Source organism: Bacteroides faecium, assembly GCF_012113595.1.
Lineage (GTDB): Bacteria > Bacteroidota > Bacteroidia > Bacteroidales > Bacteroidaceae > Bacteroides > Bacteroides faecium.
In genome coordinates, this window is the sequence record NZ_CP050831.1 from 3,095,233 (window position 1) to 3,111,500 (window position 16,268).

8 protein-coding genes are annotated in these 16,268 nt (G+C 41.6%); 4 read left to right on the plus strand and 4 right to left on the minus strand.

The genetic code is table 11. The features are described from left to right. Positions 1-9: 9 nt before the first annotated feature. The 4 genes from BacF7301_RS10970 to BacF7301_RS25930 are packed head-to-tail and all read right to left on the minus strand — an operon-like array spanning position 10 to position 7,446. Entirely contained in the window at positions 10-1,416 is a 1,407-nt protein-coding gene (locus tag BacF7301_RS10970) for a BT_3987 domain-containing protein (RefSeq protein ID WP_167962726.1), read from the minus strand. Positions 1,417-1,435: 19 nt separating this feature from the next. After that, positions 1,436-3,376, minus strand: a complete 1,941-nt coding sequence (locus BacF7301_RS10975) for a RagB/SusD family nutrient uptake outer membrane protein (protein ID WP_167962728.1) — start codon at positions 3,374-3,376, stop codon at positions 1,436-1,438. 31 nt (positions 3,377-3,407) lie between these two features. After that, the gene (locus BacF7301_RS10980) at positions 3,408-6,743 is read right to left on the minus strand and encodes a TonB-dependent receptor (RefSeq protein WP_167962730.1); all 3,336 of its coding nucleotides are present in this window, start codon (positions 6,741-6,743) and stop codon (positions 3,408-3,410) included. A gap of 34 nt (positions 6,744-6,777) precedes the next feature. Next, positions 6,778-7,446 carry a FecR family protein gene (locus tag BacF7301_RS25930; RefSeq protein WP_256380263.1) on the minus strand — a complete coding sequence of 223 codons (669 nt, stop codon included), beginning with the start codon at positions 7,444-7,446 and terminating at the stop codon, positions 6,778-6,780. Between the two features lie 1,287 nt (positions 7,447-8,733). On the opposite strand from BacF7301_RS25930, the gene BacF7301_RS10990 reads away from it, so the two are divergent. Genes BacF7301_RS10990 through BacF7301_RS11005 form a run of 4 tightly spaced genes read left to right on the plus strand, consistent with a single transcriptional unit; the run spans position 8,734 to position 16,204 of the window. Continuing rightward, positions 8,734-9,408 (plus strand): FecR family protein, encoded by a 675-nt coding sequence (locus BacF7301_RS10990; protein ID WP_167962734.1) that lies wholly within the window; start codon positions 8,734-8,736, stop codon positions 9,406-9,408. A gap of 34 nt (positions 9,409-9,442) precedes the next feature. Further along, the gene (locus BacF7301_RS10995) at positions 9,443-12,778 is read left to right on the plus strand and encodes a TonB-dependent receptor (RefSeq protein ID WP_167962736.1); all 3,336 of its coding nucleotides are present in this window, start codon (positions 9,443-9,445) and stop codon (positions 12,776-12,778) included. Between the two features lie 24 nt (positions 12,779-12,802). Further along, entirely contained in the window at positions 12,803-14,827 is a 2,025-nt protein-coding gene (locus BacF7301_RS11000) for a RagB/SusD family nutrient uptake outer membrane protein (protein ID WP_167962738.1), read from the plus strand. Between the two features lie 24 nt (positions 14,828-14,851). Continuing rightward, the gene (locus BacF7301_RS11005) at positions 14,852-16,204 is read left to right on the plus strand and encodes a BT_3987 domain-containing protein (RefSeq protein WP_167962740.1); all 1,353 of its coding nucleotides are present in this window, start codon (positions 14,852-14,854) and stop codon (positions 16,202-16,204) included. Positions 16,205-16,268: the final 64 nt, after the last annotated feature.

Consider the following 16,268-nt stretch of genomic DNA (forward strand, 5'->3'; position numbering starts at 1 on the left):
TATTAGTGTTTAATTACTTCCCCAAAGTTCCAGTTCGGCCAGAGCCCAGCATGGTCCTACGGAAGAACCGTCACATTCTCCTAATCTGGAACGAATTACAGAGAATCGCAGGTATTTGAATTCCTCGGTCGCTGCAAATATTTTAGAGGTATATGTTTTCAGGTTGTCAACTGGCAAACCGCTATTTATTGTCGTCAGTTCAGTCCAGTTCTCTCCATCATTGCTAGTGAATAATTTGATGATCTGTGGAGTCGCATTACCATTATTATGTCTTGTTACATAACTGAACATGATACTTTTCACCAGATTATCCAGAGTAATATCAACCGGTTGCCCATATGTGGGGTCACCGACTGCTTTTCCATATTGGGTATGGTAATATGTATCGGTTACTCCATCCACTAAATTAGCCAATACCGTACCATCTCCACCACCGCAGCCGAATGGGTCTGCCAACATTGCAGTTGTCAGGGTTATCTTGTCTTTTACCATATCCAGCGGATATTCCACTATTCCATAGAATATCTTGTCGCTGACTGCGATATTCTCATATTCCGTGATAGCTTTGAGCCTCAACGGGAGCAGATAGGTGTATCCTTTAGATAAATGGTCACGTCTGATAGTTACCGTACCTGCGGATTCATTGTTGCCGGCTTCAAATACAGCAGATTCTATATCGCTGAATGCTCCGGTTGGAATCATAAGGTAGTTGGTGTTGTTGTCACTGTTATATTTATCCAGGATACTTTGGTCTGTCAGCACTTCCATGTCAGCAGTGAAATCCCAAGTGTTTTGTACACCGGCCACCATTGCAATGTCTGTTTCAAAGATGATGCTGTTTTCTTTGTTGTCAGTCAGATTGATAGTCTTGCTTCCTTTTTTGAATGCAATACTCAATTCTGTGATTTTCGGTTTAAGTATCAAGTCACATTTATCTGTGTTTACAGAATCCGTCTGGCTTGTAAGCCTAAACGGAAGAATGAATACAGCATCCGGATTTTCGTTGGCATGTATCTCTTCCACCATTTTCTCCGGTACCAGTTGCAGTGTGACACTCTTGTAAGTGTCTCCGGATTTGAATTCGAGTGCTTGAGCCTTATATATATAACACTCATTGCTGAATACGGTGTAGTTATTTCCGGTGTAATGTTCGTCTTTGTCAATTTCTGCCTGAGTCATGACTTTTAGTTGAACCATTGCAGTGGCTGCCGGATTACTGCCTGTTTTTCCGACAGTTACCGTATAATCTACATTCGAACCATCATTGAAAAGCGCAAGATTCTGTTGTCCGCTAGTCGTGAGATAGAGGATCTTTTCATATTTCTGTGGAATCAAATCCTCGAAGCTGTCCTCCTTGCAACTGCTGAGGCTGATAATTGTTCCTAAGAAAAGGAATGAATATATTAATTTCTTCATATTGATATACTGTTTATGGTTAATATCCCGGTGCTTGAACCATTTGTGGATTCTTATAGACCTCGTTCACAAATACAGGTGCCAGATACATCCGGTTTTCCCATTTGAAATCCTGTTGTACATTTACCGGCTGATTCAATTCTTCGAAAGACGGACTTTCCAGTTCTTCCATATTGAGTCCTTTACGAACACCGGCTGCAAATACTTCCGGGGCAATCATCCAGCGACGGGCATCATAGTAACGATGTCCTTCAGCATAAAGCTCCACGAAGCGTTCGTTGCGTATCCAGTCGATAAGTGTCATTTCGGCGGTAAGGTCGGCGGTGGTCAGTTCGGGAATACCCGCACGGTTACGGATAACATTCAGATATTTCAGGGCATTTTCCGTGTCACCTGTTTCAGCGTAACATTCGGCTAAGTTGAGATAAAGTTCTGCAAGACGTATCAGTGTAGCCGGATAATCTTTCTTATCCAAGTTGCCGCCTTTTGTCCAGTTGATATTCGGTTGGATAAACTTTTTGCAGAGATATCCTGTCACACAATAGTTGCGTGCGCTGTTGCCTGATGTACTCTTACCTTGGGCATCCGGGTCTTTCAGGTTGATGACTAACGGAGAACCGTCATTCAGTTTCAAGGCATATTGGTCGCCGTCAAAGGAAATCCATGCATAAAAGCGCGGTTCACGGTTCGCGTTCAGGCGGATGACGTCCGCGTTACTTTGCTGTGCTGATTCATACCACGAGTCTTCACTGGCAAATTCGTTAGTTTCGGCTGCCAGTCTCGGCAGTTTTCCGTCTTTCGTATAGAAACGTTCCACGGCGTTCAGGTAAGGAGACATACCGCTGTATCCGTCGTTCCATGTACCGTTGCTTTGCTTGCTGCAATGTAATGGAAGGCAGGATAATATCTGGTTGTACAAATCTGTTCCTGCCAGCCCCCAGAGTATTTCGCGGTTACCGTCCGAATAGCGGGTGGTAAGGATATAACGCATTAGCATGACATGATTCTTGAAAGAATCGTTTGCGTCGGTTACAGGTAATGACAATGAACTGATGTTCAGGCTTTGGTTGGTCATCTGGGTCTTGCAGTCCTCGATATCCATTAATGAGCATCCGCCATCTCCTTCTGCCCATTCTAAAGCATCTTTACAAGCGGTCAAGGCACGTTTCCATTTGTCAGGATCGGCAGTTTTGCTGACCAGCTCTTTTCCGTATCCCGGAGTTTCAAAATTTTCATTTTTCCATTCCGGATAAGGGAAGCCGCCGTTCCATAGAGGGGAAGCTGCGTAAAGCAACAAACGTCCTTTGATAGCTTTGGCGATGGTGGAAGTTGCGCGTCCCCATTCGTCACCTACACGGGAAGCCGGAAGGTCTTCGGAAGCCTGATCCAGTTTCATGGCAATCCAATTGACGATGTAGTCGAAGTGGAAACGTCCGTTGTATTCGTTGGACGGGGTTTCCATGTCAATATAAGAATCTGTGATGGGGATAGGGCCGTAATATTCCAACAGCAGGAAGTGGTAATATGCAATAAGGAAGTTCGCTTCCGCTCTCCATTCTTTCTTTAACACTTCTGATACTCCATGTGCGTTTTCGAGTTGGGAAAGGAACAGGTGGCATTGGCCGATGTATTGATATACACTTCCCCATCTCCACGCTCCGTAATTGGTAGAGTTGAAAAGCCCCCAAGCCAGTTTCTGTCCATTCGTGTTCCATAGGGGTGGTAAGGCGTATTCATCAGTAGAACCTTCCATGTTGGTATATTGCCAGGTAACCTGGTCTCCCTTAATGCCGGCATAGCAGGAATATAGGAAGCCTTTCGTAGTTTCCGGTGTTTTGGTCGCGTCTTTCAGGCTGGCTTGTTCGGGTGGAACAACATCCAGATAATCGCATGATGTCAGGCAATAAACTGCGATTGTAAGCAGGCTGCCTATTTTGGTTATTTTATCTCTTAGTTTCATATATTTCGCGTATAAGTTTAAAGTTACCGATTTAGAATGTCAATTGTATTCCGATATTGAATGCGCGTTGCAGCGGATATGAGTCCCAACCGAGTTCCGGATCCCAAAGTTTGAACGGGCTGAACACCGCCAGGTTGTCACCACTGAGGTAAACACGTCCATATTTGAAACTATAACCGAATTCCAGTGTCTTGAAGCGGATGAAATTTCCATTACGCATCCAGTAAGAACTTGCCACTGTATTGTTGGCTGTTTGTGAACTGGTCAATCCTAAACGTGGATATTGGGCATTTGGGTTGGGGTTGTTCTCTGTCCAACGGTCGTCGGCAATGAACTGCATAACGTTGTAGTCACTTTCTCCGAATGGAGTGATGCCGCTAACCATAAGTTTGCGTTTTGCCGAACCGTTGAAGAATACACCAAAGTCAAACTTCTTATAGGTAATATTGAATCCCAAACCATATTGGATACGGGGCACGGTGCCGTAGGGAGAAAGCATGACCTGGTCGTCTGCATCGATTTTGCCGTCACCATTGATGTCACGGTATTTTATGTCACCGGGCTTGGTAACACTACCTAAATTCTGTACCGGACTTTTGTCTATTTCTTCCTGGCTCTGGAATAATCCTTCGGCCACATACCCTGTTGTGCGGCTCAGCGGTTTTCCTGTGGAAGTTTTCCATATGTATGGATATACAGGTTCGTCCAGGTTGACATATTTGTTTTCTGTATAAGTAAAGTTACCACGGAAGTCGATATATACATCCTTGATTATTTCCTTGTGCCAGTTGACGCTAAGTTCGATACCCCAGTTGTCGACTTTACCTTGATTGCTCCATGGCTTGGCTGTATGGTAAGCTAATGATTGTGGCCATGCTTCCCGATTCAATAGGATGTTATAGCGACGTTCCTTGAAATAGTCGGCTGTAATATCTATTTGGCGGAACAAGCTCATATCTACACCTATATCAAGCTTCTTGACACGTTCCCATCCGGCATTTTGCACGGCATACGTAATCATTTGCGGGCCGTTAAGCGTATAGTTCATATCTACCCCGGTGGTAAATCCTATTGTGTTAAGTTTTACCTGATCGATGTAGAGGAAGTGTTGCGCACCGGCATTTAATCCGGTTTCATCACTGCCGACAAGTCCATAAGACCCTCTGACCTTCAAGTTGTCCACCCATTTGGTCATCGGTTCGAAGAATGCCTCATTGCTGACTACCCATCCTAAAGAAAGTGCAGGGAAAAACTCAAAACGGCTTTTCTTTGCCAAGCGTTCGGTTCCGTTGTAGCCGAAATTCAATTCTATCAGATAACGTTGTCCGTAATCATAGGTGAAACGGCCGGAAAGCCCTTGGTTACGTTGGGGCAATACGTCACTACGGTATTCGCGCTGCATATACATCAACATTCCAGTCACGTGGTGTAGACCGAATTGACGGTCGTAGTTGATACGGGCATCCATATAGAAAGTCTGGTCGGATGACTTACTGATGTCAGATGTGGCCAGATAGTCAGTTCCGTCGGTATTAAGCAATTCTGTTTCGTAGTCGGTCGGGTTGTTGGGATTGTAACTGCCGTTTTTTATACCATAATAGTAGGGCTTAATACTGCGGTTATATCCCGAGGACGACCAGTTTTTCCAGTTAACCATGGCTTGAACACTTAATCCTTTGGTAACAAAATCCAATTTCTGGTTGATTTTCAATGAAGTATTCAACGTGTTTTCATTGGTTTCCTTGAATGAACTCAACATATAGGCATATGGGTTCGTGCGTAAACTGGAACCGGCCCAGCGGGCATTACCAAAGCGGATATGTGTATCGCCTTCCTGTGCGGGGAAAGTGGCCGGAAAATATACAGGATTGGTGTACAACATTTTTTTGAATAACTCCGAGGTACTGTAATTCGGACCTTTCATATTGCGAATCTGCGCGTTCATGTGCAGATCTATTTTGGTGGTCGGAGTCACTTTATAAGAGATGTTGTTCTGGAAGTTATATCCCCAGTTATTGATGTTGTTATTATAAGAATAAACTTTCTTGGTGTTCAGCAAACCCGTATCGTGGTTTGCCTGCAAACTCATATAATATGATGCCTTGCTGCCGCCACCGGAGATATTGACATTCACGCGTTGGTTCATATTCATATCCTTGAATATCATATCCTGCCAGTTTACATCCGGATAAACATACGGATTGACGTGGTTGCGGGTATTATCAATATCCAATTGTGAATATTTTGGAGTTGCTCCGGCATTTCGTGTCAATTGGGCTTCATTATACAGTTCCATCCATGTTGCCCCGTCTACAAACTTCGGCATGTTCATAGGTTTGTTAAATGTGTTTTCCAAAGTCACGTTGATACGTGTTTTCTCATTCTCCTTACCTGTTTTTGTGGTAATCAGCATCACTCCATTTGCACCGCGTGCGCCATAAATTGCGGTTGCGGAAGCATCTTTCAAGATAGAGAAACTTTCGATTGTTTCGGCCGGAATATTGTTCAAGTCTGTAGTGGAAATTTCCACATCATCCAGCAGGATAAGAGGAGTGGAGCGTCCGCCGAAAGTACTTACACCACGGATATAAAATTCAGAAGCGGCTCCGGGCTCACCCGATTTTGTCATTGAGATAACTCCGGAGAGTTTACCTGCAAATGAGGTAGTCAGTGATGAACTGGGTGCTTTCAAAGCCATACCTTTTACACTGGTGATAGAGCCTGTGACGCTGACCTTTTTCTGTGTACCGGCACCTACTACCACTACTTCGCTTAACAACTGGTTATCCGATTCCATCTTTACATTGATGACACCGAGATCGCCCACATCGACTGTCTTTTTCTTGTAGCCGATGTAACTGAATTCCAGTTGTACTCTTGAACCGCTCACGGAGATTGTGAAATTACCGTCCAAGTCGGTAATGACCCCGTCTTTCTGTCCTTTCACTACAACGGTGGCACCGATGACCGGATCGCCATTTTCAGCATCTACCACCGTTCCCGTAACGCTACGCTTTTTTTTAGGTTGCTGTTGGGCAGGTTCTTCCTTGTTTACCTTCAGTATGATCTCGTTACCTTTGATCATATAGGTAATTCCGCTTCCTTTGAATACCTCTTTCAGGACTTCTTCAATGGATCCTTCACAATTGAAATTTTTGTTGGTTGTGTTTTTCAAGTCTGCAGCATTGTAGAAAAATGTGTAATCACTGTTTTTTTCAATTAGCTGAATCGCTTGTTTGATAGTCATTGCCTGCCCTTTTACTGAGATTACTCCTTGCGCTCCCAAGATGTTGAGCGGGTAAAAAAGCAACAGCAATACGATATACTTCAGATATCGTTGCTTGTCAAAGAAATGAATTTTTCTCATGCTTTTGCATTTTAGATTAGACATAAGTTAATTATTAGTTTTTTATAATGATTCTATTTGCATGTTCTTCTTTATTCAGGTTTAGTGTGAAACAAATCTTGTTGACAACATCTTCCAGCGGTTCATCGTAGCGAATACTGCCGGTGAATGCTGACTCATGATTGATACCTTTGTGTAAAATGACATCGGAGTTATACATTTGGTTGATAATGCTGATTAGTTCTTGCAAGGGAATATCGGTGAAGTTGTATTTCCCGTTTTCCCATTTTATGTTAGCGATTTGTTCTATTTTCGTTTCAGCATTACTGGGGTTGTATATCACCTTCTGCAAAGGTTTCATGACAGTTCTCTGTCCGGTAGCTTCCACATTAAATTCTATCTTACCGTTAAACAAGGTTATTTCGTTTTTCTCAGCGTTAGTTTGTTTAACGTGGAAACATGTCCCCTTTACCTCTATGAAAGCTTTATCGATATATACTTGAAAAGTACTGCCTTCATGTTTGTAGACCTCAAATAATGAATTACCACTGAGCCATACTTTTCTATATTTGTTAAATGTTTTTGCATATCTTATAGTGCTTCCGGGCTCCATCCATACTTTGGTGCTATCCGGTAAAGTGTACATCTGGCTTTGTTGTGCAGTGATTTTAATGAACTCATTTGCAATCTTGTCTCCATTTGACTTTAACCAGAATCCACCTATCGTTAATAAAAGAGCTAATGAAGCTGCGGCAAAATACCACCTAAGTTCTACAAGAACTTGGTTTCTGTCCTTGTATTCACATCTGTTTTTTACTTTTTTCCATATTTGTTCTTTTATCTCCACATTAACAAGTCTGTTGCCAGATTCATTCCATTGTTTTCTAATTTCTATATCTACCGGTTCCAAGTCAGCAAACTCTCTGCGTTGCTTTTTGGTTAATCTGCCTGATAGCAAGCTTTTGATTAAACTTTTCTTTTCAACCTTATCCATCCTATTTTTATCTTGTTGGTTTTAAACTTTACTTTTGCTCTTATACTATTAAATACACAGCACTCCTTTCTAACCCCACATCGACTTTGTAAAAAAGTGAAAGAAAAAATGGAATTAATTCGTAACGCATTGATTATGTGTAATATAATATATTTGTTTTTTTATAAAAAAACAAATATACTGGCGGAGTTTATAAATAAACATACAGGGATAAACTAAATTTTGAATACGATTGTCCTCTAGTAAATACAGGAAATTTGGCATTATCGTCTATCATCTCTCATATACAAAAATGAAAATCCTCTTTCAACCTATCACCACTCTCTTGAAACTCCCTATTCATCGTATTTACAGGACGGTGATAGGTGGTTGATAACCTATCACCTTATCTATCACCTATCACCGCCCGACATAGACAAGCCTGCATATAAACAGGAGCTTATATGTAAACAGTACATTCCGTAGGGGATAACTTCGTTTCAAGCCTTGGAACAATGTGTTTCTTGGCTTGAAACTAAAGTTTCTATTGCTTGAAACTAGAGTTTCATCGGTAAGAAACTAAAGTTTCTATTACTTGAAACTAAAGTTTCTGATGGTTGAAACTAATTGTTTCATTACTTGAAACACTTTGTTCCAAGGCTTGAAACGAAGTGTTTCACTATAAGTCATTTTATACACGTCAAGCGTTGGAATATGTATGGCATGGTTTGGGAAAAGCTAAAAAGAGCATAATATGCACTATCCGGATGGTGATAGGTGATAGATGTGGTGATAGGTTATTAACGACCTATCACCGCTCTGTAAACGCGATGAATAGGGAGTTCCAGGAGAGTGGTGATAGGTTGAAAGAGGATTTTCATTTTTGTATATGAGAGGAAAGATGAGAATGAAATATTTTCTCTCAATTAGCCCAAAACAAGACAAAAATGGATTAATTCTATTCGCAAGGTATATAAAAGCAACAGAGTTCTTGTAGGACTAAGGTGGGCTTTAGTTGCAGCTTCATTTACTCTTTTATTGATAATAGGTGGACATTGGTTAACGTCAAAAGGAGACAAAATAGCAGATGAGTTTATCAAAGTTACTGCCCAACAAAGTCAGATGTATATTTTGCCGGATAGTACTAAAGTATGGATGGAGCCAGGAAGCACTATAAAATACACGAAGGCATTTGATAAGGATCGGAAGGTATGGCTCAGCGGCAATTCATTATTTGAAGTCTATAAACACGAAGGAAGTACTTTTCAAGTACATATAAACAAGGCTTTTATAGAAGTAAAGGGTACGTGCTTTCTTGTCAAGCAGACCGATGCTGAGAAAAACGAAATAACCTTGTTTAACGGTAAGATAGAATTTAATGTGGAAGCTACAGGGCAGAGAACTGTCATGAAACCTTTGCAAAAGGTGATATACAACCCCAGTAATGCTAAAACAAAAGTAGAACGGATTGCTAACATTAAATGGGATAATGGAAAATATAATTTCACAGATATTCCCTTACAAGAACTTATTGGTATTGTCAATCGGATGTATAATTCCGATGTCACTTTAGACAAAGGTCTCAATCATGAATCTGCATTTACCGGCAGTATCCGTTATGACGAGTCGTTAATGGATGTAATCAATAAAATTTGCTTCAGTTTAAACTTAAACAAAGAAGAACACACAGATGGAATCATTATAAAAAACTAATATTCAACTTATGTCTAATTAAAAATGCAAAAGCATGAAAAAGAATCGAAAGTCTAACAGTCGGCGGTATTTAAAGTATATCGCGTTGTTGCTGTTTTTTTATCCGATCACTCTTTTAGGAGCACAAGGAGTTATCTCAGTAAAAGGACAAGCAATGACAATCAAACAAGTCATTCAGATTATTGAAAAAAGTAGTAATTATACTTTCTTTTACAATGCTGCTGACTTGAAAAACACAATCAACAAAAACTTAAATTGCGAAGGTACCATTGAAGAAGTACTAAAAGAAGTATTTAAAGGTAGTGGAATCTCTTACATGATCAAAGGAAATGAGGTCATACTGAAAGTAGATAAGGCAGAAGTCACGCAACAGCAAGGCAAGAAAAAACGCTCAGTTATCGGTACTGTGACCGATGCGGAAACAGGGGAGCCCATTATTGGTGCGACAATACTGATAAAAGGTCAGAAAGAAGGAGTCATTACTGATGTGGACGGAAATTTTACAATATCTGTCAGCGGTACCCGTTCCCAAATTGAGGTTAGCTATATCGGTTACAAGAAAAAGACAGTAGACGTCAGCGACCTTGGTGTGGTGAATGTGAAAATGGAATCTGACAACCAGATGCTGAACGAAGTTGTGGTTGTTGGTGCCGGCACACAGAAAAAAGTTAGTGTAACAGGCTCTATTACAAGTGTAAAGGGAATGGAACTCAAAGCTCCTAGTTCTTCATTGACCAATTCGTTTGCTGGAAAATTGGCTGGTGTGATTTCAATGAGTACAAGTGGCGAACCGGGTAGTGCGTCTGATTTCTATATCCGTGGCGTTAGTACATTCGGAGGACGTGCCACTCCATTAATCATGTTGGATGACGTAGAAATTTCGTCTAGCGACTTGAACAGGCTTCCGCCGGAAATCATTGAAAGTTTCTCCATCCTGAAAGATGCTTCCGCTACCGCCATTTACGGTGCGCGTGGCGCGAATGGTGTGATGCTTATCAAAACCAAAGACGGTAACGAAAACGAAAGAACTAAAATTAGTGTCACTTTCGAGAACTCGTTCAACCAACCTATGAATTTTCCTGAATTCGTAAACGGGGCTACGTGGATGGAAATGTATAATGAGGCTTCAACTACACGTAACCATGCGGTCACTCCGAAATACTCGCAAGAAGCGATTAACGCTACACGCAACCACTTGAATCCATACGTATATCCGGATGTGGATTGGAGCGACTTGATATTCAGGAATATGGCAGTAAACCAACGTGCAAACCTTACCATTCAGGGTGGTAATTCAAAAGCAACTTATTTCATGAGTGTACAGGCAAATCATGATACAGGGCTTATTGAATCTCCTAAAATTTACTCATTCGATAATAACATCAATAACTGGGGATTCAATTTCCAGAATAATATCACCTATAAAGTGACTCCCAGTACGAAGGTGGAATTGAGAATCAATGCACAGATTCAAAAAGGCAAGGGACCGAGTTACTCTACCGGAGACTTATTTAAACTGACTTATACTGCTAATCCTGTTTATTTCCCTGCTTATTTCCCTGCAGAAGACGGGGATAGCCATGTACGTTTCGGTAATATGTCGACTGTGGACAGTGGGGTGCGTACAAATCCTTATGCTTACATGGTAAGCTCTTTTAAGGAAAGCAGTGAGAATACAATTAATGCCTCATTGAAGTTGACACAACAATTGGATTTTATTACAAAAGGGCTTAGTGTCAACGGATTGCTTAATTTTAAGAATTGGTCAAGTTCTTATTTTACACGCACCATTACCCCCTACTACTATAAAGTAAAGGCCGGAAGTTATGATCCTGAAAACCCTGCTACATATGAAACGGAAATGATAAAGGAAGGTACTGACTATCTGGCAACTTCCGACTATGTCAAAAATGGGGATTATACCATCTATATGCAGTTTGCATTGAATTATGGAAGGCAGTTCGGACTACACAGTGTAGGTGCCATGTTGTTATATACGCAACGTGAATATAGGGACAGCGTACTACCGAATCGTCTTCAAGGATTTTCGGGACGCGCTACTTATGATTACGGACAACGGTATCTGTTTGAATTCAACTTTGGTTATAACGGTTCTGAACGTATGGCAAAAGGGAACCGTTTCGAGTTTTTCCCGGCCGTATCCCTGGGATGGGTTATCAGTAATGAAGAATTTTTCAAACCACTTTCACATGTCGTTGATAATCTGAAAATCAGAGGTTCTTACGGTCTTGTAGGTAGTGATGAGACAGGTCCCAAAGACGGGCCTCACTTCTTGTATATTGATAATATTAATTTAACGGGTGGCGGTGGTTTCACTACGGGCATGTCAGGACCAAATCTGAATATGAATGGTCCCATCGTAAATCAATATGCAGTGCAAAATGCAGGATGGGAACGTGCCAAAAAGTTAGACTTGGGTGTAGACCTGACTCTGTTCCGTAACTGGAATATCACATTTGATTATTTTCGTGAAAACCGGTATAATATTTTGTTACACCGTGAAGCATGGCCGGAATCATTAGGATATTACGGTGCTAAACCATGGAGTAATCTAGGCAAGGTGAGAAATAGCGGTATTGAATTTAGCACTACGTACCGTCAATCAATCACTAAGGACTTAAGTATGGAAGTGCGTGGAAACTTTACATACACTGCCAATAAATACATTGAAGCTGATGAGCCCAAATATGATTTGCCATGGTTGAGCGCAGAAGGACGTCCGTTGTCATATACTTACGGATATATAGCAGAAGGATTATTCCAGTCACAGGATGAGATAGACCATTCTCCGCTTCAGGATTTTGGTAGTACTCCGCAAGTGGGGGATATCAAATATAAAGATATTAATGGCGATAATATCATTGATACGGATGACCAGATGGTTATCTCGCAATATGGTGGCACACCACGTATCCAATATGGGTTCGGCTTGAATCTGTTTTATAAGAATTTCGATTTCGGTGTGTTTTTCAATGGTTCCGCCAAGAGGTCACTTATGATTAGCGGCATTCATCCGTTCGGTGCGGGTGATAATAATATCTTCCAGTTTATTGCTGATGATTACTGGACAGAAGCCAATCCGAATCCGAATGCCAAATATCCTCGTCTGGGATTATTGGATACTGAAACGGCCAACAATAAGCTGAGTAGTACATATTGGATGCGTAATGGGAATTTCATACGATTTAAAACGTTGGAATTAGGGTATACATTCAAATATGGACGGGCTTACTTCAACTGTGATAATGTAGCGGTATTCAGCCCTTTCAAGCATTGGGACCCGGAACTGGCATGGTATGCCTATCCGTTGCAACGTACATTCAATATCGGAATTCAATTACATTTTTAACTAATCATGAAAAACAAGCAAGATATGAAAGATATCATTAAATATGCCAAATCTGTAGCTACCGCATTATTGATTGCCGCAGGTAGCCTGACTTCTTGTGACTATCTGGATGTTGTCCCGCCGGAACAAGCATCATTGCCGGACGCGACCAAGACGGAAAACGCAACTTTAGGATTTTTGTATTCATGTTATGCCGCTGTTCCCAACACAGGCAATTACAGCGCCCAGACGGAAAACGGGGGTGTTGACGAATATACTATGCCGGGAGAGTGGGGAGAAGCGTCTATAAAGATGGCAACCAATAATTTTACCACGGCAGATTCTCCCGAATGGAAATGGGGTAATTACTATCGGTATATCGGTCAATGTCACTTGTTCCTGCAACAACTGGAAAAAACGACTGTCGTATCAGAAGAAAAGAAAGCGAACTGGAGAGCGGAAGCAAACTTTCTGATTGCTTATTATCATTTCCTATTGTTACAGTTCTATGGCCCTATTCCTATCAACGACCATTATATAGATATGGATACACCTTCCGAAGATTTCCCCGGACGGTCTCATTTTGACTATGTGGTGGACTGGATTGCTAACAAACTGGATACGGAAGTCATTCCTAATCTGCCGGCAACGCGCTCGGGAGATGAATGGGGACGTGCAACATCTGTTATTGCCAAGGCTATTAAAGCACGTATGTATCTTTATGCCGCGTCACCATTATGGAACGGAAGTTTTCCTTATAGTGATGCAGACTGGAGAAATGAAAAATGGGAAACTCCGGGATATGGGAAATCTGTTGTCAGTCATGCTTATGATGCAAGCAAATGGGAACGGGCAAGAAGTGCTTGTCAGGAAGCATTGGATGCGGCATTAGCTGCCGGACATAAGTTGTATACTAACTTGGATTACTATATGACAACAGATCCACAATCCCAGGCGCTGCCTTATATACCGGGATTGGTAGAGACTGGTCCTGAAGCTGAGGCTGCAAAAGAATTTAAAAAGAGAGTGATGATGTTCCGCTATCTGGTTGCAACCCGTGCCGATCAGGGAAATGAGGAAATCATCTGGGGCAAATGGGGCGGGCTGGGTTCTACTGTCAATGCCTCTATGCCATTAAAGATTATTCGCAATACCAGTTCAGGTTGGCATGAGGGATGGAGCGGAATATCCCCCTTGCTCTCTACTATCACTAACTTTTATACAAAGAATGGTAAACTGCCGGCTAAAGATCCGGGCTTTGCGAAAGAAAGTGAATGGTATAAAAGTGCCGGATTGACAGGTACGACTGAAGAGGAGACATCCTACAGGGCAAATATCATCAACCTTAACTTAAACCGTGAAGCCAGATATTATGCTTGGATGGCATTCGACGGCGGGGATTATGGGGTCAAGTTATTCGACGGAAAACCTTTGATGCTTGACATGAAGTCTAACACAAGCACCACGACATCCGGACAACGGGGAGGACAAGGTTATGACCCGACGCAGGAAAGAAACCGCTCTCTGACAGGATTCCTTAGCCAGAAATTTGTATATCCATTGGTACAAAAAACAGCGAACAGTACAACTGGCGACCAAAATAGCCCGATGCCTGTGATACGGATAGCGGAATTGTATTTGAATCTGGCTGAATGTGAAGCCGCCATGAGTGAACTAAACAATAATGACACATATCGTACAAGTGCTTTCACTCATCTCAATAAAATACGTGAGCGTGCCGGCATACCTGATTTAACTGAAAGTATGGTTGCCGAAAGCGGTATGAGCTTAGTCGATTGGATTTTGAATGAGCGTTTTATCGAATTGTGGGGAGAAGGGTTCCGTTATTATGATATACGCCGTTGGGTACTTGCTCCTAATTTATTGGGTGAAGGAATGCGCGAGGGGCTTTATACGGACAAGGTGGCAAATCCTACTTTTGAAGAATTCAACAGGCCGACTCCGGTCACTTCTATTGGCTATAAATGGACAAGACGCCAGTATTTGGGGTCGCTCTATTATGTAGAAGTTGCCAAGAACGAGAATATGCTTCAAGCTCCGGGTTATTAACTATTATAAAAGACATGATAAATTATGAAAAGAATATTATATATCACAGTATTGGCAGGATGGATGTTATGCAATACATCTTGTGAAAACTATGACGAAACCAAGATTCCGGAAGAATATCATAAAGTTCTTATCCTGCAATCTGCTGGAGAACAAACCGTCACATTATACAGGACGGGAGAGGATAGCCGTTATGAAATGTGTATCATCAAAGCGGGAAGTGAAAATGGTTTGAGTGCCGAGGCACAATTAGTGGTTGACGAGGAATGGATGGACCAATATAATGAGGATAATGCAGAACATTATGTGATGATACCTTCTGAATATTATAGTTTTGACACTCAAAACGTCCAGGTGCAAGGAGACGAACAATACAAGCTTCTCAATCTGACATTTAAAACCACTAATCTTGACGCTTTGATAAGTAATAATCCGGGTAAGAAGTATGCATTGCCGATTCGTTTGTTAAGTGATAATACAACAGTTTCTACTACAAACAATTATGTTATCCTGCAACCTTCTATCGTTGTACCAACTGTTTCTTTCGCTAAGACCGGTTATCAAAAGACTGCTATAACTGCGCAGAGCAGTAATCCGGTATCAATCGAAATTCCGGTTACATTGCCTCTTGACAATAAATGGGAATTTGAATGTACTGTGAAGCTGGATAAGGAATGGCTGGATACATATAATACCAAACACGGCACTTCTTATCAACTGCTCCCTGATGCTTCTTATACGCTTCAGAAGACTTGCCAATTTGCCATAGGCAGCAATAGCAGTTCTATCAGATTAGAAGTCGATCGTAATAACCTGTCATTGGGGGATTATGCTTTGCCTGTCAAACTGGAAAGTTGTACGCAAGATGGATTTGACCTGGATGAAAATTATTATCTCGCAGGTATCAGCTATCTGCCACCACAAATTCCATTGACACTTGACATGTTAAGTTCTAATGCTACGGTAGATGGTGACGGAACCGGCCTGACTGGTTTATTCGATGGCCTGGGGAGTGGAAAACACTATCATTCAAATTATGCTGGTGCTGTAATTGATGCGACATACGGACACTATATTGACATACATCTGAAAACTCCGATAAGCAGTATCATGTTCAATTATCATACCCGGTATGAGAATGGAAATGGTGACCCGACGGAGATCATAATGTATACAAGCAACGACGGTCAGGCTTGGACTAAACTGGGTACAATAACCAAAACCGGTTTAGGTGGGAATGCGGAATATGCATCGTCCATATTTACAGCCGAAAACAAGTTTGCTTATTGGAGGTTCTCTGTCACTAAAAGTGCCGCCGGTGATGTGACAAATGGCGCTTATTTCAATCTGGGCGAATTAAGTATTTACGGAGAATAAATGCTGTGATTATCTAATACATAAATAGGGGAAGCCGGGTTAATAAAAGCTAATGCTTAAGTCC

Coding starts and splice junctions, on each gene's coding strand:
- BacF7301_RS10975 (WP_167962728.1), bottom strand. CDS start 3,376: ATGAAACTAAGAGATAAAATAACCAAAATAGGCAGCCTGCTTACAATC.
- BacF7301_RS11005 (WP_167962740.1), top strand. CDS start 14,852: ATGAAAAGAATATTATATATCACAGTATTGGCAGGATGGATGTTATGC.
- BacF7301_RS10995 (WP_167962736.1), top strand. CDS start 9,443: ATGAAAAAGAATCGAAAGTCTAACAGTCGGCGGTATTTAAAGTATATC.
- BacF7301_RS10970 (WP_167962726.1), bottom strand. CDS start 1,416: ATGAAGAAATTAATATATTCATTCCTTTTCTTAGGAACAATTATCAGC.
- BacF7301_RS10980 (WP_167962730.1), bottom strand. CDS start 6,743: ATGAGAAAAATTCATTTCTTTGACAAGCAACGATATCTGAAGTATATC.
- BacF7301_RS11000 (WP_167962738.1), top strand. CDS start 12,803: ATGAAAGATATCATTAAATATGCCAAATCTGTAGCTACCGCATTATTG.